This is a genomic window from Desulfobulbus sp. (genome assembly GCF_031547805.1).
GTDB lineage: Bacteria > Desulfobacterota > Desulfobulbia > Desulfobulbales > Desulfobulbaceae > Desulfobulbus.
In genome coordinates, this window is sequence record NZ_JAVBRQ010000034.1 from 1 (window position 1) to 18,846 (window position 18,846).

The window sequence follows — 18,846 nt, forward strand, 5'->3', positions numbered from 1 at the left end:
GCTGTTGCCCGACAATCTCCCACGGAGCCTGTAATCCAAGGCCCAATGCAATGATATCGTTGCCATTCATGATCTTCTCCGCTCATTTGCTGTGGATTTGATCTCTATATACATCAAATCCACACCAAATGACGAGGAGCCACGAAATATCGTTACCACGTACTGTGGTGGGCGACCTTGGCCTCCGAGTTCGTGAACTTGTCCGCCACGTGTGAACGGTATGAGGTTCAGATTCTTCGAGAAGTGGTAAGTAAAGATCATGTCCACATTTTGGTGTCCGCTCCTCCCCATATCGCTCCATCTGCCATCATGAGATGGGTGAACGGGCGGACTTCCCGAAAGATATTTGAAAAATTTCCCCACGTGAAGAGACGCTATTGGGGGCAGCACTTTTGGGCACGCGGCTGTTTTTGTGTGACGGCAAGCGAACTGACTAAGGAGATGATCGAAGAGTACCTTTCTCATCATTTTGAACCCAAACCTCATGACGGTTTCGATGTCGAGCCTTGAACCGGCTGCGCAGTCTGCCGGTATTGCTGGACTTTCAGTACGCGATTTCAAACCCACCGACTTTAAGTCGGTGGTTGTTTAGTTTTGGCGTTACCACGTTGGAGGTGTAATAATTGGAAACAGTTTGTTTCCGCTAAGTATAATAGTTGTTTTTTACACTGAATCAATCCTTATCCAGCAAATTTTTGCAGTAGTGGATCCTTTGAAAGTTAAGGTTAATCTATTATCGGTAACTTCAACGATTGTATCGCGTGTTATCCATAATTTTGAGGAGCTGAGGGATTCTGCAGAAATCAAAGCTGCCCCTTCTACTTGTACTCCTTGAATCGTATCTGGAGCAGTTGGATCGCCGACAGTTACTGTAACGTGATACTTGCCGTTCGGGACTGCATATTCCCAGACAGCTGTTGGAGTAACATGGATAAAAGTATCGTAGGCCTGATCGGGAGACAGTGAGCTGTTTCGATCTCGTAAACCCTGCGTCCCAGGAGGAACAGTCCACCCGTATCCTTTCGTGCTATCAAAACTATCGCCGCTGTCACGGATATATCCATCTGGGATGGACGAAGAAACTGGTTGAAAATTGACAGCAATTTTAACTGGAGGGGTTAAATTAATAGTTAATTGATATAATGAAACGGCACCATTATTATCAATTGCAGTGAGTGTTATTGGATAAGACCCGGTGGTACCGTATTGATGCGTTATATTTTCTCCACTTCCTTTTGAACCGTCCCCAAAATTCCAATGTAATTCAGTGATGTTGCCATCTGGGTCGGTTGCAGTGCTGGCATCAAAGGTAACCATTTTCCCGCTGATTGTATAGGTAAAGGTGGGTATCGGTGGTTTATTGCTTGCTTGGCTGTCAGTGATGGTGACTCTTTTGAGGCTTCCGGAGAAGTCGGCAGCAAAAGTTTGGGATATTGCAAGCATGACAAAAAAGAGAGTAGTAGTGGCTGTTGCCTGCGAGGCTTTGATGATGGAGGTAACGGAGGTTTTCATAGTGCTTCTCCTTGAATTTATTTTATAGCTATGAAGTTATCGGGTGTGTTTATTCTGTGATCTTTTGGGGGTGGTCAATCTGCATGCTCGTTCAGGTTGGTTTGATCCTTAGGTGGAATGGCGCAAGTCATTTACCACAAGCAAAAGAAGACAATCTTATTTTCGGTTGTGCTAATCTTTGTTGAAGAGCATCGTGTCGTTTCATGGCACATAAAAGATAGTGTTAGAAGTGCTCTCGGGGCTGCCAGTTGTATTTATTGCTTGAATTGTGAAGGCGATTTGACCGGTTGGCTTGGTTGTTTCACAACTAAGCTGTCGGTCAGAGGGGCTGTCGCTTGTGCAAATCACTTCACCATTAATCAAGACTTGAAACCCCCTGATCGCGCTTTCCTTGACCGAGTCGAATTCCCAGTAAAATGTCGCCAGTGTCTTCTCCGACGGCTGATCAAGCGCAATGTAGCCGACGGTTTCCGCAGGATGAGCTACTTCCTTGTCTTTAGATTGTTCCTCCTCCACCATTATTTGAAATCCTGCGGCGGTTTGGCTCTTGACACGTAGAGCAGATGTATCGAGATCGTTGGAGGTTTGCATATCAGCAAGGAGTAGAGGTGCTTGGTTGAATCCACTTTGATATTTTCCACTATACCAAACATTTGTTACTGAATTTGCCGTCTTCCCTACCTCGTACTGCAAACTGCCGATGGTGCCGGTGCTGAGTTCCCAGGCGATATAGTTGACCGTCTCGGTGAGATGCGAGTTAGTGTTTTGCTCTTGCTCTCGATAGTAATAGGAAAAATTTGATGCCGTGATGTTTTTGATCCGACCGCTGACAGTATCCGTTTCATTCATTGAGGCTATGTTCGCGAGCACTACCGGAGCCTTGGCAAAGGCGGTGGTAAAGGGGACTGTTTTGAAATTAGTGGCTCCTGTGAAGCTACCGGCTTCGACAGCAGCGCCACTGGGCAGGGTGTAATGCCCCCTTTCCATGACCAGGTAGCTGATAGTTTCCTGCGGATGAATGCCATCCAAGTAGTTCCATTCTGTCAGCTTGATGTCAAAGCCGGTTTTGTTGACATTGCGGATGCGGACAGTGCAGGGCTCGCCATTGTTGAAGCTCGGTGGCCCGGCGACCACAATCGGGTTGGTGAACGATGTGCTCAGTGGAACGCGTATCCATTCGCTGCTCACAGCTACCTCGCCAGTTTCAATTTTCACCTCCGTTGGCGGCGGTGGCTCGACGTTGGTGGCAATGGCGACACTGCTGATACCGGTTGCCCCCTTGTCATCCGTTACCTGCAAGGTGGCGGCAAATGATGCCTTTAATGTGTAGGTATGGCTGACCGATTTGCCGCTGGCCGTACTGCCATCACCGAAGTTCCAGATATAGGTACTGATCGTACCGTCGCTGTCACTCGAACCGCCTCCATCGAAAGTTACGGTAAGTGGCGCCAAACCGTTGGTCGGAGTCGCGCTGATGACCGCTTGGGGTGCTTTGTTGACAGCCACGGGTGCGCTAACGATGACCGGGGTATCGATCCGGCCGCTTTGTCCCTTACTGTCGGTAACGGTCAGGGTGGCGGTGTAGGTGCCTGCCGAGGTGTAGGTATGGGCGGCGCTGGCGCCTATACTTGAAGCTCCGTCACCAAAACTCCAGCTGTACGAGGCAATGGAGGTATTGGTGGCGGTCGAACCGGATCCGTCGAAACTGACCGTGAGGGGCGCTGGTCCCGTTGCTATCGAGGTGGAAACGACAGCGGTCGGTGGTGTGGGCTCAACGACTGCAGGACGGGATGCCGTAATGGCGATGGTTGTCGTGTTGGTCGCACCGGCACTATTGACGACGGTCAACTTGGCCGTATATGTGCCTGCTGTGGCGTAAGTGTGGCTGGCTGACGCGGTTGTTGAAGTCGATCCGTCGCCAAAATCCCATTGGTAGCTCGTCACGCTTCCGGTTGACGCGGAGGCGTCGAAAGTGACCGGCAATGGTGCCGGGCCGGCAACGGTATTGGCGGCGATCGCAGCCTTCAATTCCTTTGTGATGGTGTCGGTGCTGCCGGTGTAGGTGAGGGCGTTGGAAAAGCTGGTTTCGATGTCATTGGTATCTATCGAAGTCAGCGTATAAATGGCTGGAGTGGTCATGAGGTCGGCGGTACAGGTCAGTTGCCGCGCGTTTGGATCGTTGATTTGGCAGATCAGGTTTGAGTTTTGGTAAATGCGAAATCCCTTGATACTGCTTGTTTGATTGTATTCCCAGGAGAAACTGAGCTGTTTGGTATTGAACAACTCTGGATAGGCTGTGGGGTCAAAGACCAGGAGGTTGGATGGGCTGCTCTCACTGCCGTTGGCAGTTATCTCGACCACGCTGAAAGTCATAGTGTTATGGATGAGATCCGCCTTGCAGGAGATCGTGGTAGCGGCAGTATTGGTTGTCTCGCACAACAGAGCACTGTTCAGGTAAATCCGGTAACCTTTGAGATTGGTGGTGTCGGTTGGCGTTGCCCAGTTGAAGGTGAACAGCTTGCTACCCGTTGTTTCCAAAGCCTCGTGAGGTGTTTGATTTGGCGGAACTGTCGAAGGGATCGTTGGGGGATCGGGTACGGGAGATGCAATATCGGCTTCGGTTACGGTCACTTCAATAGGGTCGGAGTGTGGGCTTTCGGTTTCGTCGGCAAACGTGACGGTTAGAGTGACGCTGGTTGTGGTGCCCACAGGTAACGACGTCGGGCACTCCATTGAGATGGCGTCGGCATTCTCGCTTGTGCAAAGGAGTTTACCGTTTGCATACACATGGAATGCAGTAATGGATGGTATAGCCGGAGGAATATATCCCCATTCGACGCGAATGGACGGTGTTGCCAAGGCTAGGCCGGGCACAATGGAACTGAGCAGGAGAAATAGACGGATAATCCGAGTATACATTGTTATCACCGCATGAGAAGAAGCAAAAACTCGAATGTCTTTGCAGGGAAGGTGCACGATGCGTGCCATGCGTTGTGTTTAGTCATCGGTCGAAAAATCAATAAGATATGGTGCAAGGTGAATTTTGACCAGTTGCCTTGATTACGTTTTGGTAAATTGACGGAATGGGGGAAACGTATGTCAGCGCACGTGCGATATCGCCCACTTGGTCCATTCATACTGGGCCGTCGAGAGATCATTCTTCTTGTTTTCCACGAAATCGGCCAAAGCCAAGGGAGAATCGAAGGTGATGGAATAATAGCCGTCGGCGTGGGCGCCACGACCTAGCAAGGTAGTCTTGCCGCTTTGGTCGCGTCCGACCATCAGGTCATGGTTCTTGTAGATGGTGGTGGTGCCGGTATGAGTGATGGTACCGTACTTGGTCTGGACATAGAAACGGTACGTAAAGCCGGCAACAGCGATGATCAGGATCAAAGCAACGGCCGAGGTGATTTTGGCGTACCGGGTGTGGCGTTGGGGATTGAAGATGTCGCTCAACGATATCGGCACGAATTTCTTGATTGCCTGTTGGATGTCGGTTTGCCGTGCCAGACAGGGCTGGACCGCTTTACCGGTGAAATTCTCGATATCGGTAATGGCCTCGATATCCGAGGGATCGGCCATGGCAACCCGAAGAATTCTGTCGCTCTCAAGACACAGGGGGAGGACATCGTATTTGGAGCAGAGGTAGCGGGGGAGCACTCCTTTCGCCGAAGCGTCGTATTCCTGGGCAACGCTGATGATCGGCGAATCGAACTGGGTAGAGAGCGTTTCAAGCAACTGGTCGCTGGTGATGGTGCCCATTTTGACCAGAATCCTGCCCAGCCTGCGATTTCCGCCGACCTGCATTTTCAGGGCACGATTACAGTCTTCCATGGTAATGAGGCCGGCATCGATCAGGAGTTCGCCTAAACGTTTTTTTTCTGACATGGTCATGCTCCGGAAAAAAGCAGTGAATAATTGAACCTGTTGCGCGCATGCCGGTTCGCCTCACCGGCCGTGCTCCAAGCCTTTTGTTCAAGGGTGACAAAGGCTCTTCTCGCCCCGGCCAGAACGCGGCGGTCGCCGCGCTGTCACGTCTGCGCAAGAAGTTCAGTGAGAATCATTTTTGATGACGCTATTGTAACGTGTTTTGAGAGAATTGCGAAGAAAAGATAGGGCGAAAAACACGAAATTTTGGGATGAAGGGGGATGCTTCGGGCGAGGCGGCGAGGCGGCGGGAAGAATATCCTAGGAGTACAATATCTTCCGCTGCAAAAGGGGATTTTCCGGACCTGGTAGAAAAGCGTAGATCGAAATATCGAAGGCCGGGCACCCGCACGCCAAAAGTCGAAACGGCGGCGGGTGCGGTCGGGACATTATTCGCCTGTCGTGATTTCAGGTTTGATTTTTTCGATGATTTTGCCGCCGATCCCTTTTACCTTGGCAAGATCGTCCACTGTCTGAAATTGTCCATTTTGAGTGCGATAGGCGACGATGGCCTCAGCTTTGGCCTTTCCTATCCCGTTGAGGGTTGCCAATTCGTCCGCAGTGGCGGTGTTGATGTTGACCTTGGCAAAGGCGGCGGCTGCGAAACAGAAAACGAACATAAGGGCCAGATACAATTTTTTCATGCGATCTCCTTGGGTGAGGTGATGAGAAATGAAACTTTTGATTCAAGTATAGGTGCAAATGACTACACGAGTCAAATTGGAAAAAATATTATCTCGTTGGGTTGCGCAAAAATATTGCCGAGAGCTTTTGGCGGGATGCTGCCAATCATCGGGGAAGTGTGGCCTCTGAATAAAATGCATACGAGTATCCGCAGAATTTGAGAAATCTGAATATACGAAAGGAAGAGGCCGTCGTTCGATCCGGCCGAGGCACAAACATGGGATATTTTCGACAAGTAGTGGAACAGGCTCGCCGTCGCTCCCATCTACTTATGATGGTGGCGCTGTTGGTGGGCGCGCCGTTTTTCTTTTTGGGCGGGCCGGGATACCATTCGTCCCGTTCCTTTCAGGCGACTTGGGACCTGGGGCATCTTTTCTACTTTTTGGTATTCACTTTTTGGGCGCATAGCCGTTGGAGCAGAAAAGGCAAGCCAATTTCCCCGTTTTCTATCTTTGCCGCGCTATGCATTCTGGTTTTGCTACTCGGGACGGCGGTGGAGTTTCTGCAGATGTTCGCCGATGGTCGCTCACCGGACAGCTTCGATGTTCTGCGCAACCTGCTCGGCTGTCTGGTCGCCTTTGCCTTCTGTATCCGGCCGCGGCTGTTTGCGGTGCGCTGGCGGCAACGCGTTTTTCAACTCGGGGTGTCCCTGTTGATCGTCTTGGCTATCTATCCGCTGGCACGGGCGGTCTATGACGAATCTGCGGCTCGTCGCCAGTTCCCGGTATTGGCCGATTTCGAAACGCCGTTTGAATGCGATCGCTGGGAAAATGCCGAGCAACTGCGACGGGAGCAGGAATATGTCCGTCATGGCAGCTGGGCGGCCCGGCTCCAGCTCACGACCGCAACGTATTCTGGAGTTGCCCTATTCCGTTTTCCCCGCGACTGGCGCGATTATCGCATCCTACATTTCAGCGTCTACAATCCCGGCCAGACTCCGCTCCAGCTTAATAGTCGCATCCATGACACGCACCACGGGAAGCTCGGCATGGATTTCGAGGATCGTTTCAATAAGGCCTTTATCCTGGTCCCCGGATGGAACGATCTGGCGATTTCGCTGGACCAGGTCAAAACGGCGCCTCGGGGCCGAGCCATGGACATGGAACATATCGAAGGTTTCGGCCTGTTTGTCGCCCGGCAGCCCCGGCCGCAGGTGATTTATCTTGATCACATCTATCTCGACAGGTAATACCGTGAACAGAATCTATCATCCCCGGTCCTTTGTCTCGCTGCTGCTCACCGGCTTTATTTTTGTCGCCCTGCCTTTGGTTGTGGCCCTGGGCAGTGCGATCCAGATTCTCGACGGACTGGTTCAGCAAAGCGCGGTGGCCGTGTTTCGCTCCGCGGGCCGGGTGGACAACTGCCGCAAGGTGGCGGAGTTGCTCAACCGCGAGGAACGCTCGGCGCGGCTCTTTTTGGTGCTGGGCGAAACCGAACACCTCGAGGATGTCACGGCCAGGCATCGGGAAATTGAAGAACTGCTGGGCCAGTTTGCCGGGCTGAATCCCGGCAGCGAACTGATCGGGTTACTCGAACAGCTCCAAAACAAAGAACGGCTCCTGATCGAGAAGTTGACGGATCTTTCCGGTACGGCGACGGACAGAAAAAGCAGGCAGGAAAAGGCCGTTACCGGCTATAGCGAGATCGGGTCGCTGGTGGAAGAACTGGAACGGTCGAGCAACGGCTTGATGATTAAGGAAGTCGACGCCCTCAAGGAGCGGGTGCAAAGCAACAAGAATGCCCTGACCTGGCAGATTTCGGGATTGATCGGCTTCAGCGTGCTGCTGGTGGTTTTGTTCATGTCCCTGATCAACAAGCCGGTCAGCCAGCTGGACCGGGGCATCGAACGCTTGGGCGAGGGCGATTTTTCAACCCCGATCGTGGTCTCGGGCCCCCGCGACCTGGAGACGATCGGCGAGAAGCTCGACTGGCTGCGCAAGCGGCTGAATACTCTGGATCGGGAGAAAGTACGGATGCTGGCCCACATCTCCCATGAATTGAAGACGCCCTTGTCCTCGATCAAGGAGGGCGCGGGGCTGCTCAAGGATGGCCTGGTCGGCTCGCTGAGCGACCAGCAGATCGAAGTGGTGGGCATTCTCGACAATAACTGCAGCAAGCTGCAGAAACTCATTCAGAACATCCTCGATTTCAACATGGCGCAGGCCAAGGAAGTACCGCTTGATTTTCAGGATGTCCGGATCGATGCCCTGGTGGCCGACGTGACGGAGGATCACCGGAACGCCATGCTGGCCAGGAATATTCATTTAAAGACGGAATTGCTGCCGGTGCAGGTCAATGGCAATCCGCAGCAATTGAAGACGGTTCTCGATAATCTCCTTGCCAATGCCGTCAAGTTCACCCCGGATGACGGCGAGATCGGCATTATCATGCGACGGAAGGGGCAGATGCTGCGGCTACTTGTCGAAGACAGCGGTCCCGGCATCAGCGAGGAGGATCGGGCCCAGATTTTTCTTCCTTTTTTTCAGGGGCAACAGAAGAATCGGTCCGTGATGAAGGGGTCTGGCTTGGGGCTTGCAATAAGCAAAGAATATATTCAGAACAGCGGTGGGACGCTTCGACTGCTCCCCAGTGAACAAGGGGCGTGTTTTGAAGTGGTCATGCCGTGTAGTAGGGATGAAGCGCCATGAGGAGAGCATATTGGGTGAGTGTCTTGGTAGCTGGATCGATGTTGAGTGGTTGCGCCGGGCTTTGGCGGGAGCCCGAACCGCCCAAGGAAGTCATCAAGTATCAGGAGACGGCCACGGATGCCATCCTGGCCTGCGTCGCCGAGAACAAGAAGTATTCCCGCAAGGAATTCAACAGCGCCTATAAGGCTACTCTTGCCGATGCGAATCGACCCGATAATAATGCCGCCCCATCCGCCTTGGTGTGCCTGAGCCTGCATCAGCGGGCAACCTACAAGCAGTTCAAAGGGGGAGTGGAGGTGCTTGGCCGATATACCAAGGCGCATCCGGAAAGCACACCCAGCCTGCGAGGCCTTGTGCAGCTATTGCAGCGGCTGGATCAGGAAAAGATCGGAAAATGGGCGCAAAGCAGCAAAAATTTAGATGTGAAAGAAGAGCTGGAAACTGAAAACAGGGATTTGTTGGAACGCATCGATACCCTGGAAAAGAGCTCAACCGAGGATCAGGCCCGGATCAAGGGCTTGCAGCAGCAGATTGAACAGCTGAAAAACATCGAAAATATCATAAAAAACAGGGAACGGTAATATGGGGCGTCAATACAAGATTCTATTGGTTGACGACGAGGCCGATCTGCTTCGTTTGTGGAAACTGCGCCTTGAAAGCAAGAACTACCAGGTCGCGGTCGCATCCAGTGGCGAGGAGGCCCTGGCAACCTTCTCCGCCTTCAAACCCGACGTGGTGCTTACCGACCTGCGGATGCCGGGCATCGACGGCATGGCCCTGTTCGAGGCGGTCCGCTCGCTCAACAAGTCGGTGCCGGTGATCATCATCACTGCCCATGGCTCCATTCCCGAGGCGGTCGAGGCCACGCGGCAGGGGGTCTTTTCGTTTTTGACCAAGCCGATCGAAGGGGCGATCCTGCTCCAGGAAATCGCCAAGGCCATCGAGGTGACCTGCGGCGGCAGCGGAGACATCGCGGAAAACCGCGATGAATGGCGGCAGGACATCATCAGCCAAAGCGCGATCATGGAAGAGCTGCTTTCCCGCGCCAAGCTGGTGGCCGAAACCGATTCCACTGTGCTCATCCGGGGGGAGAGCGGCACCGGCAAGGAGTTGCTCGCCATTGCCATCCACAAGGCCAGCCAATACCGGCAAGGCCCCTTCATTCCGGTGAATTGCACGGCAATCCCCGAATCCCTGCTGGAGTCCGAACTGTTCGGCCATGTCAAGGGATCGTTCACCGGCGCCGTCAAAAGCTATGCCGGACTGTTCCAATCAGCGGATAACGGCACGCTTTTCCTCGATGAAATCGGCGACATGCCCCTGCATATCCAGGTCAAGCTGTTGCGGGTACTCCAGGATCGGCAGATCCGCCCGGTGGGCAGCCCCCGGCCGGTGCCGGTCAATGTGCGCATTATCTCGGCCACCCACAAGAACCTGGAGGAGGCGATCCGCGAAAACACCTTCCGCGAAGACCTGTTCTACCGGCTGAACGTGGTCAGCTTGGAACTCCCCCCGCTGTACAAACGCAAGGAAGACATTCCCCTGCTGGCCGAGCATTTCGTCGGCATACTCACCAAAAAGAAGGACGGACAGGAAAAACGGTTCACGCCCGAGGCCATGAAAATCCTGGTCGAGGCCGAATGGCCGGGCAATATCAGGCAGTTGTACAATGTGGTCGAAAACGCCGTGGCCCTGGCGACCTCCTCCCTGATCACCGAGGATTTGCTGTTCGACGCCATCAAGCAGCATCAAAAGAAGATCCTGCCCCTGGCCGAGGCGCGCCGGCAGTTTGAGCAGCAATATCTCATTCAGTTGCTGCAAACCACCCAGGGCAACGTCTCGCAAGCCGCCCGTCTGGCCCAGCGCAACCGGACCGACTTTTACAAGTTACTGAATCGGCATCATATCGTGCCGTCCCTGTACAAGGATTGAGATTTCGTTTCTGCTGTTGCTAAAATGCGACGCAAATTGCGCGTTCCCGAGGGGAGGGCGCAGAAACGGGGGGATTTTTCGTCTCTAAAAAGAGACGGGCGTTACCAGGGCGGCTGGCAGGCGGGACAGAAGTAGGTGGCTCTACCCGCCAGGGCGGTCTTGACGATGGCTAGGCCGCAACGCGGGCAAGGGAGATGCTCGTGGCCATACACCTGGAAGTGCAGTTGGAAGTAGCCGGGATGGCCGGTGGCGTTGAGAAAGTCGGCAATGGTGGAGCCACCGGTTGCGATCGCCAGTTGCAATATCCGTTGTGACTCGGCCATAACCCGTTGCCAGTCGGCCAGAGCCAGCCGCCCTGCCGGGGTCGCGGGGTGGATGCGGCTGGCAAACAGAATTTCGTTGGCGTAGATGTTGCCGATGCCGGCAATGAGCCGTCCGTTCATGAGCAGCGACTTGACCGGCGTTGTTTTGCGGTCCGCGAGCCGATGCAGATGTGCGGCTGTGAATTCGCTGCCCAGCGGCTCGATTCCTTCCCTGTCGGAAAAGGCGCTCTCGGCGTTCTCGGCCGCTTCCGCCGGCCAGACCATCACGGCCCCGAATCGGCGGCTGTCATTCAAGCGCACCTGCTTGCCGTTATCCAAGGTCAGAATCAGATGATCGTGCCGATGGCGCGGCGTGTTGCCGTCAAGCAAGCCCAGTTTGCCGGTCATGCCCAGATGGATAACCAGGACCGCGCCGCCGTCGAGCCGCACCAGCAGATATTTGGCCCGGCGGTCAATGGTCAGGATGCGGTGCTGAAGGATGTGCTCGTGCAACAGGCGGCGCGGCATCAGGGTCCGCAGCCGGTGGCCGCTGACCGCGATGCCGACCACGGTCCGACCGGGCAGCTGGTCGAGCAGGCCCCGGCGGGTGACTTCCACTTCCGGCAACTCAGGCATGGGCGTCTCCCGTGGCGCAGGCCAGCAGGTGGCCATCCACCTCGGCCAGGCGCACCGTGGCGGTCATGGACTTTGGTTGGGCGATGCGGCATTGGGCTCTCCAGCCCGATGTCTCTTGATCGTGTTCGAGCCGCGTCAGGCGAATCCGGCCGAAAAACGACGGGTGGTCGGACAGCAGACATTTCTTTACCGCCTCCTTGGCGGTCCAGATCAGGCCGAGGCCGGTAAGGGGAGCAAGTTCGGGATCGATCAACGCCAACTCCTCTTCGGACGCAAACCGTTCCGCCACCCCGGCGAGTTTCGACGTCAGCTGCTGGATGTCGACACCGCCGCTTCCCGCCCGGCATGCCAGGGCCGCCGCATACCCATGGCTGTGGGAAATGGAGACGGCCACCTCCGGACAGTCCGCCGGCACGCGCTCGAGACAGGGCCGGCCGTGGGTGTCGGCCAGGATCGAATATCGGTGCCACGCGCAGGGCAACGCCTCGGGGGCAAGCAGCCGGTGCAGGCAGTATTTGGCTGCCACGCGTCCGCCCAACCATTCCACTTGCCGCTTGGGATACCGGAATCGCTGGAACACTTCCTGTTCGGACGGCGTGAGCAGAGGCGCAAGCGCCCCGGTCTGCTCGATCAACGGGGGCAGGAGCCGTAAATCCAGCAGGGCCAGGCGGCAACGGCTCGGGGCAAGCATGCGGTACCGCTCGGCCAGGCACTCCAGATGGGCCAGGAGGAGGTGGCAGGTTTTGGCGGAGCTTTCCGGACAAATGCTTGTCATGGCACATGAATCCGGTATAATCGGCCGGCCGCCCCCGGCGCCCTTCTCTGCGGGCCGCCTCCGGGTTCCCGGTCCTGGCCGGGCAAGGGGGGCCGCAGCCGGGACAATCGCAATTTTTTGTTCACGATTTTGGACACAAGCCTATGCCAACATTGCATGATTTGACCTTTTTCGACCTGGTGGTCGCCGCTCTTTTTCTGCTCTTCATGGTCCGGGGCATCTGGATCGGCTTTGTGCGGCAGCTGGCCGCTTTTTTCGCCCTGGTCGGCAGTTATGTCATTGCCGGGCAATATGCGGACAGGATTCTGCCCTGGACGGAGCGCTTCGTCGACAATCCCAAATTAACCTTCTTCGTCAGCTTTGCCATTCTTTTCGTAGTCTCGGCCCTGGTCTTTACCCTGATCGGCAAGGTGCTGCACCGTTTTCTCCAGATCACCCTGATGGGCTGGCTGGACCGGCTGACCGGGCTGCTGCTCGGCTGCGCCAAGGCCGTTCTGGTCGCCTCGCTGCTCTACATGCTGCTGGCCTCCACCCTGTCGACCACCAACGAGATGCTGCGCAAATCGTATTCCGCCCCCTATCTCAAGCAGAGCGCGGAATGGTTGCGCTCGTTCGTCGACGATCCCCGGATGCGCGGTTATCTGATGCAGAAGGAACCGGCCATCCTCAATGACCTGCTGCCGGAGAAGCCGGCGGACCGGAAGCCCGAACAGAAGAAACCGGCGCAGACCTGAAGCGTTTTCGTTCCCCGCTTCCGCTCGGTTGCGCCCACCCCGCCGCCTGTGCCAGGCTCGAACCGTTGCGTGGCCGATCCGGCTGCGAGCCAATGTGTTTGCTGAAGTGGATGGACCGTCTGGACGAGGCTTAGGTGCGCGATCGTTGGCCGGCTCGGGCAAGACCAGCAGGGCGAATTTCACGTCCAGCGCATCGTATTCCGCCCCAGGGGTAACGTACGGTTTGGGAAAGACATGAACGGTTTCGGTCAAGCGGCTCGCGGTCGATCCCGGAGCGCGCTTGTCGGCGCAGAGGCACCGCCACCACGATTGGATGCGTTCTGAAAACGGCCGAGCCACGGGCCGGCGGTTATCTCGGCGGGGACGACATCGTCGGTTTCGACGAAGAATGCGGAAGGGGCGGGCGTGAACGGTCCGGACAAAGAACGACACAAACCAGGTTTGTCCGCCTGACTCGGCCTTATGCGGCCGGCATGGGATGTTTGGCTATGTCCAGGGCGTGCAGCTTGTGGAACGCGGTGACATAGCTGTCGAGGATGCGTTTGTCGTTATCGGAGACATGAAAGAATTCGACGCCGCTGTGGTGCCAGCCCGCGTCGCTTGCGGAATAGACGATCCGCCCCATCACATCGATCAACTGGTCCTTCAACCCCAGCGTGATCATCACCTGCTGCCCTTTGGGCAACGGAATGTGCGTTTCCATCAAAATCCCGCCCTTGCTCACGTTCAGGGTTCTCGCCATGGAATATTCGCTTGGGCGTCCCTGGTCGTCCACAACGAGGTAGTCTAGCAAATTCAATGATTCCGGGCGAATATATCGTCTGCGTTCCTTTGACATTCCGTATCCTGTCGGTCGGCGAGCAAGACTTGCGGGGTGGTCTTGCGGCGGTTCGGCAAGAGTGGGGCGAAACCCGCGTCCACCAGTATCCTGCCATGCCCAATGCTTAAGTTGGGTGAAGAGTACAGCCTGGATTTCCGTTTGTCAATCAAGGGTATGGCCCGAAAGCGGGGCGACATTTTTGTTTCTTGCTTGGGGGGAAATGCCAAAAATGTATCGTTTCTTACGGTTTCCACGAGATGTTTCTTGGGAAAGTTATTTGATATTAAATTGTTGTAAAATAAAAATTTCCCTGGCCTTGAATTTGAATATTCATCGGCAATGGAAGGGGTGGTTGCCAGTCGATGCCGTTGGCTTGTCGAAAGGCATTACTTTTTTGTGGGTCAATGAAAGAATATTTGCTTAATCGCCACCTCTTTGTTAAATTATTTTTGTAATTGATACAAAATTGTTAATTCTGGAGGCGCGATGATCAACGGCGCGGATACGGCGTTCATCCTGGCGGCTGCGGGGTTGGTGCTGCTGATGACTCCCGGGCTGGCCTTGTTTTATGCTGGCATGGTGCGAAGCAAGAATGTTCTGGGAACCATCATGCAGAGCTTCATCCTGATCTCGCTCGTTTCGCTGGAGTGGGTGTATCTCGGGTATTCCATGTCCTTTGGTCCCGATATCGGCGGGCTGGTCGGCAGCCTGTCCTGGGTGGGACTCAAGGGGGTCGGCACCGCCCCGAGCGAGGTCTATGCGACCACGATTCCACATCTGGTGTTCATGGTGTATCAGTGCATGTTCGCGGTGATCACCCCGGCCCTGATCGCCGGCGCCTTTGCCGAGCGAGTCCGTTTTCCCGCCTTTGTGATCTTCAGTCTGCTCTGGGCCGTTTTGGTCTACAACCCGGTTTGCCACTGGATTTGGGGCAGCGGCGGCTGGCTGGCCAAGTTGGGCGTGCTCGATTTTGCCGGCGGCCTGGTGGTGCATGCCACCTGCGGTGCGGCCGCCCTGGCGTCGGTCATGGTCATCGGGCCGCGCAAGGGATACGGCCAGACCAACTTCATGCCCCACAACCTGCCCATGACCATGCTGGGAACCGGCCTGCTGTGGTTCGGTTGGTTCGGATTCAACGGCGGCAGCGCCCTGGCAGCCAACGAAGTGGCCGGCACCGCCTTTGTCGCCACCCATTTCGGCGGCATGGCGGGCATGATGATGTGGACGGTCATGGAGTGGATCAAGTTGGGCAAACCCACGACCTTGGGCGCTGCCTCCGGCGCCGTCGCCGGCTTGGCCACCATCACCCCGGCCGCGGGATTCGTCGGGCCGAACGGGGCGATCGCCATCGGCCTGGTTGCCGGCGTGGTCTGCTATCTGGCGGTCAACCTCAAAAGCCGATTCAAATTCGACGACTCCCTCGATGTGGTGGGCATTCACGGCGTGGGCGGCGTGACCGGCACCATTCTCCTCGGGGTTTTCGCCACCAAGACGGCCAATCCGAACGGGGTGGACGGCCTGCTGGCCGGCAACGGGGCGCAGGTGGTGCATCAGCTGGTGGGGGTCGGCGTGGTTTGCGTGTACGCGTTTGCGGTCAGCTGGATCATCCTCAAGGCGGTGCACGGGGTCATGGGACTGCGGATCAGCGAGGAAGCCGAGCACCAGGGGCTCGACTCTACCGAACATTCGGAGACCGCCTACAACTGAGGCATCGGGCCGTTATCGGTCGAAGAGGCCGGGGCTGCTCCTGTGGAGAATGCAATGAAAAAGATCGAAGCCATCGTCAAGCCGTTCAAGCTCGATGAAGTCAAGGATGCCTTGAACGGCATCGGCATCAAGGGGATGACCGTGACCGAGGTCAAGGGCTACGGACGGCAGAAGGGGCACACGGAGATTTACCGCGGATCCGAATATGTGGTCGATTTCGTTCCAAAAATAAAGATGGAGGTCATCGTTGCGGACGAGCAGGTGGACCAGGTGATCGAGACGATCCTCACTGCGGCCAGGACCGGCAAGATCGGTGACGGCAAGATCTTTGTCCTGCCGGTGGAGCAGGTCGTGCGGGTTCGGACCGGCGAAACCGGCAGCGAGGCGGTCTGATGGCCCAGACGCTGCGGACCAGGCAGGAAGCCTTGGTCGAGTCCTGGAGGGAAGGGCTCAGCGGCCAGGAGATTCTGCGCCGTTCCGCGGCATTGGTCGACGCCTACGTCGCCGACCGCTTCGAGAGCGCCCAGGCGGTGCGACAGGCCAAGGGCGCCATCGCGGTGGTGGCCCTGGGCGGATACGGCCGCCAGGAGTTGTACCCCTATTCGGATATCGATCTGCTCCTGCTCCACGACCGGCGGTCGAGGAAATCGATGCAGGCAGTCGCCGAGGCCTTGCTGTATCCGCTGTGGGACGAGGGATTCGAGGTCGGCCACAGTGTGCGCGGCGTCAAGGATGCCATCCAGTTCGCCCTGGACGATTTCCATTTCCGGGTGTCCCTGCTGGATGCCCGGTTGATCGCGGGTTCGTCCGCATTGTTCGACGAATTGCGCGCCGGTTATGCCCAGAAAGTGCAGGATGGCCGACGGCTCGATTTCGTCCGGACCATGGAGGTCTTCAAGCAGGAGCGTTGGCGGAAATTCGGCAGCCACGCCTATCTGCTCGAACCGCACATCAAGGAAGGCAAGGGCGGGCTCCGGGACATCCAGGCCATGGGCTGGGTGGCCAAGGGCGTGTTCGGCCTGCAGGATCTCGACGCCATCCAGTCCTCGGGCATGCTGGAGGCCGAAAACCGGCAAGCCTTCGAGCAGGCCTGGTCCATGCTGCTCAAGATCCGCAACCGGCTGCACCTGCTGTGCCGCCGCAAGAACGACCACCTGATCTTCGAGTATCAGCAGGAGGTGGCGCAGGCGTTCGATTACCGGGACACCGAGGGCATGCTCGGGGTCGAGCATTTCATGCGGGATCTGTACAGCCACCTGCAGACCGTTTCGGTGGTCACCGATCTGTTTTTTGAGCATGTGCACGAGGTGCTGGGGCTGACCGCCGGCTCGGCGTCGGAACAGCAGTTGGAGCGGGGGATCGTGCTCCGCGGGGGCACCGTGCGACTCGCCTCGCTGGAAGAACCAACGGCGCGGCCCCTGCTGCTGATGCGGCTTTTTCTCCAGGCGGGCCGGGCCGGAGCGCCGCTGCACCACCGCACCCGCCAGAGCGTGGCCGGCCATTTGTCCCTGGTGGACGAGCGGTTCCGGTCCTCGAAGCGGGTCGCCAAGGCCTTTTTCGAGTTGCTGACCCAGGTGGAGCCGATTTTTCCGGTACTGGAGGCCATGCTGGCCACCGGGCTGCTGACCCGCTACCTCCCCGAGTTCGCCGGGGTGGAATCGCTGGCCCAGCACGATCTCTATCATCTCTACACCGTTGACCGCCACCAGTTGCAAACAGTGACCGAACTGAAGGCGCTGCAACGGGAACAGCCGGAGCTGTTCGCCGAAGCCGGCCAGCCCGAGGTGCTCTATCTGGCCGCGCTCGTGCACGACATCGGCAAGGGCCGCCGGGCCGACCATTCGGTCCTCGGGGCGGAAATGGCCGCCGGCATCGGCGCCCGGCTTCATCTGGACGAAGAGGGATGCGCCACCCTGGCCTTTCTCGTTCGCCACCACCTCTATCTGCCGGAGAACGCGTTGCGGCGCGATTTCAGCGACCGGGCCTTCATCCGCCAGGCCGCGGAGCTGATCGGCAATATCGAGCGGCTCACCATGCTCTACCTGCTGGCCATCGCCGATTCCAAGGCCACCGGCCCCTCGGCCTGGTCCGAGTGGAAGGCGAGTTTGCTGGCGGAGCTGTATTTGAGTCTCAAGGCCTGCCTCGGCGCCGAATGCCATCTCGGCGGATTCGGCCAGGAGGAAGAGGCCCAGGGCGTCAGCTGGCTGCGCGAACAGATCCTGGCCCGGCTGGACGGCGCGCCGGTACGGATGAATGTCCAGAATCTGCCGGCGGATTATCTCTTAAGTTTCAGCCTGCCGGCGGTACTGCACCACCTCCGGGTGCACGCCGAAAGGGCGGCGCGCCTGAGCCAGCAGGTCCTGCTTTTTCCGGAAGCGGGCGAGCGCTCCTGGTCGTTGCTGATCATGGGGCCGGACCGGCTCGGCCTGCTGGCGAAATTCTGCGGGGTGCTGGCCCTGCACCACCTGACGGTGCTGTCGGCCCAGATCTTCACCTGGCCGGACGGCACGGTGGTCGACACCCTGGAAGTGACTCCCGCCCTCCAGCGGAGTTTCGACGAGATGGACTGGCAGGCGGTGGAGCGGGATCTCAATCTGGCCGTCAATTACCGGCTGGACGTCGGCTATCAGCTCCACGCGCGCGGCTACCTGCAGCTGCATGGGGCAAACCGGCCGGTGCAGCAGCTGGAGCGCAAGGTGGTCGTCGACAACCGGACCTCGCCGTCGTACACGATCGTCGAAGTCTACGGCGGCGACAACCGGGGCGCCCTCTATCAGCTGACCCAGACCCTGGCCGATTTCGAGCTGTCCATCCACCGAGCCCGCATCGCCACCGAGGTCGAACAGTTGATCGATATTTTTTACGTGAAAACCGGGGCCGGGGACAAGCTGACCGATGGCGCCACCATCGACCGGGTCCGCGCGGCCCTGATGCAGGTGATCGGCGAGGACACCGCCGATGCGGCCCTGGCGGCCTGAATGCGGCCGGCCGTTTTTATCCATGTCTCAAGTTTCGGGGTTGGCATGACCGAGGAAAAATCGACAGGCAACCTTTTGAAATAATGTCGTTTTAACGTGAAAAGCCTTTTGCTTTCCGATACATTGGATTTGCGAAAATACCTAATGATATCAAAAAGAAAAGGCTCAGATGAACCATACTCAATGCCACC

General features: G+C 56.9%; 15 protein-coding genes and 1 pseudogene. 9 read left to right on the forward strand and 7 right to left on the reverse strand.

The window, feature by feature from the left end:
* Positions 1–153: 153 nt before the first annotated feature.
* A pseudogene (gene tnpA, locus RMR13_RS12180) lies at positions 154–510 on the forward strand (IS200/IS605 family transposase); the annotation flags it as partial.
* Positions 511–663: 153 nt separating this feature from the next.
* Here tnpA and RMR13_RS12185 read toward each other — a convergent pair.
* The 4 genes from RMR13_RS12185 to RMR13_RS12200 form a co-directional block, all read right to left on the reverse strand.
* Positions 664–1,512, reverse strand: a complete 849-nt coding sequence (locus tag RMR13_RS12185; RefSeq protein WP_310600899.1) for a PKD domain-containing protein — start codon at positions 1,510–1,512, stop codon at positions 664–666.
* 201 nt (positions 1,513–1,713) lie between these two features.
* Positions 1,714–4,500, reverse strand: coding sequence for a PKD domain-containing protein (locus tag RMR13_RS12190; protein ID WP_310600900.1), 2,787 nt, complete (start codon positions 4,498–4,500; stop codon positions 1,714–1,716).
* Between the two features lie 111 nt (positions 4,501–4,611).
* On the reverse strand, positions 4,612–5,400 hold the full coding sequence (locus RMR13_RS12195) for a hypothetical protein (RefSeq protein WP_309411332.1): 789 nt from the start codon (positions 5,398–5,400) through the stop codon (positions 4,612–4,614).
* Between the two features lie 428 nt (positions 5,401–5,828).
* The gene (locus tag RMR13_RS12200; protein WP_310600901.1) at positions 5,829–6,083 is read right to left on the reverse strand and encodes a ComEA family DNA-binding protein; all 255 of its coding nucleotides are present in this window, start codon (positions 6,081–6,083) and stop codon (positions 5,829–5,831) included.
* Positions 6,084–6,394: 311 nt separating this feature from the next.
* On the opposite strand from RMR13_RS12200, the gene RMR13_RS12205 reads away from it, so the two are divergent.
* The 4 genes from RMR13_RS12205 to RMR13_RS12220 are packed head-to-tail and all read left to right on the forward strand — an operon-like array spanning position 6,395 to position 10,703.
* Positions 6,395–7,312, forward strand: a complete 918-nt coding sequence (locus RMR13_RS12205) for a VanZ family protein (protein ID WP_310600902.1) — start codon at positions 6,395–6,397, stop codon at positions 7,310–7,312.
* Between the two features lie 4 nt (positions 7,313–7,316).
* On the forward strand, positions 7,317–8,771 hold the full coding sequence (locus RMR13_RS12210) for a HAMP domain-containing sensor histidine kinase (RefSeq protein ID WP_310600903.1): 1,455 nt from the start codon (positions 7,317–7,319) through the stop codon (positions 8,769–8,771).
* 14 nt (positions 8,772–8,785) lie between these two features.
* Positions 8,786–9,352, forward strand: coding sequence for a hypothetical protein (locus tag RMR13_RS12215; RefSeq protein ID WP_310600904.1), 567 nt, complete (start codon positions 8,786–8,788; stop codon positions 9,350–9,352).
* A gap of 1 nt (position 9,353) precedes the next feature.
* On the forward strand, positions 9,354–10,703 hold the full coding sequence (locus tag RMR13_RS12220; protein ID WP_310600905.1) for a sigma 54-interacting transcriptional regulator: 1,350 nt from the start codon (positions 9,354–9,356) through the stop codon (positions 10,701–10,703).
* 101 nt (positions 10,704–10,804) lie between these two features.
* Here RMR13_RS12220 and mutM read toward each other — a convergent pair whose 3' ends face one another.
* Together mutM and RMR13_RS12230 are read right to left on the reverse strand one after the other, a co-directional pair.
* Positions 10,805–11,641: a bifunctional DNA-formamidopyrimidine glycosylase/DNA-(apurinic or apyrimidinic site) lyase gene (mutM, locus tag RMR13_RS12225; protein ID WP_310600906.1), complete on the reverse strand. Its 837-nt coding sequence runs from the start codon at positions 11,639–11,641 to the stop codon at positions 10,805–10,807.
* Positions 11,634–12,416, reverse strand: coding sequence for a 4'-phosphopantetheinyl transferase superfamily protein (locus tag RMR13_RS12230; RefSeq protein WP_310600907.1), 783 nt, complete (start codon positions 12,414–12,416; stop codon positions 11,634–11,636). Before RMR13_RS12230 ends, mutM begins: the two co-directional genes overlap by 8 nt.
* Before the next feature lie 143 nt (positions 12,417–12,559).
* On the opposite strand from RMR13_RS12230, the gene RMR13_RS12235 reads away from it, so the two are divergent.
* On the forward strand, positions 12,560–13,150 hold the full coding sequence (locus RMR13_RS12235) for a CvpA family protein (protein WP_310600908.1): 591 nt from the start codon (positions 12,560–12,562) through the stop codon (positions 13,148–13,150).
* Between the two features lie 460 nt (positions 13,151–13,610).
* Here RMR13_RS12235 and RMR13_RS12240 read toward each other — a convergent pair whose 3' ends face one another.
* Positions 13,611–13,988 carry a PilZ domain-containing protein gene (locus RMR13_RS12240; RefSeq protein WP_310600909.1) on the reverse strand — a complete coding sequence of 126 codons (378 nt, stop codon included), beginning with the start codon at positions 13,986–13,988 and terminating at the stop codon, positions 13,611–13,613.
* Between the two features lie 468 nt (positions 13,989–14,456).
* Between RMR13_RS12240 and RMR13_RS12245 the strand changes: the two genes are divergently transcribed.
* Genes RMR13_RS12245 through glnD form a run of 3 tightly spaced genes read left to right on the forward strand, consistent with a single transcriptional unit; the run spans position 14,457 to position 18,655 of the window.
* Positions 14,457–15,677, forward strand: a complete 1,221-nt coding sequence (locus tag RMR13_RS12245) for an ammonium transporter (protein ID WP_310600910.1) — start codon at positions 14,457–14,459, stop codon at positions 15,675–15,677.
* A gap of 54 nt (positions 15,678–15,731) precedes the next feature.
* Positions 15,732–16,070: a P-II family nitrogen regulator gene (locus RMR13_RS12250; RefSeq protein WP_310600911.1), complete on the forward strand. Its 339-nt coding sequence runs from the start codon at positions 15,732–15,734 to the stop codon at positions 16,068–16,070.
* Positions 16,070–18,655 (forward strand): [protein-PII] uridylyltransferase, encoded by a 2,586-nt coding sequence (gene glnD / locus RMR13_RS12255; protein WP_310600912.1) that lies wholly within the window; start codon positions 16,070–16,072, stop codon positions 18,653–18,655. Before RMR13_RS12250 ends, glnD begins: the two co-directional genes overlap by 1 nt.
* The last annotated feature ends 191 nt before the right edge of the window (positions 18,656–18,846 follow it).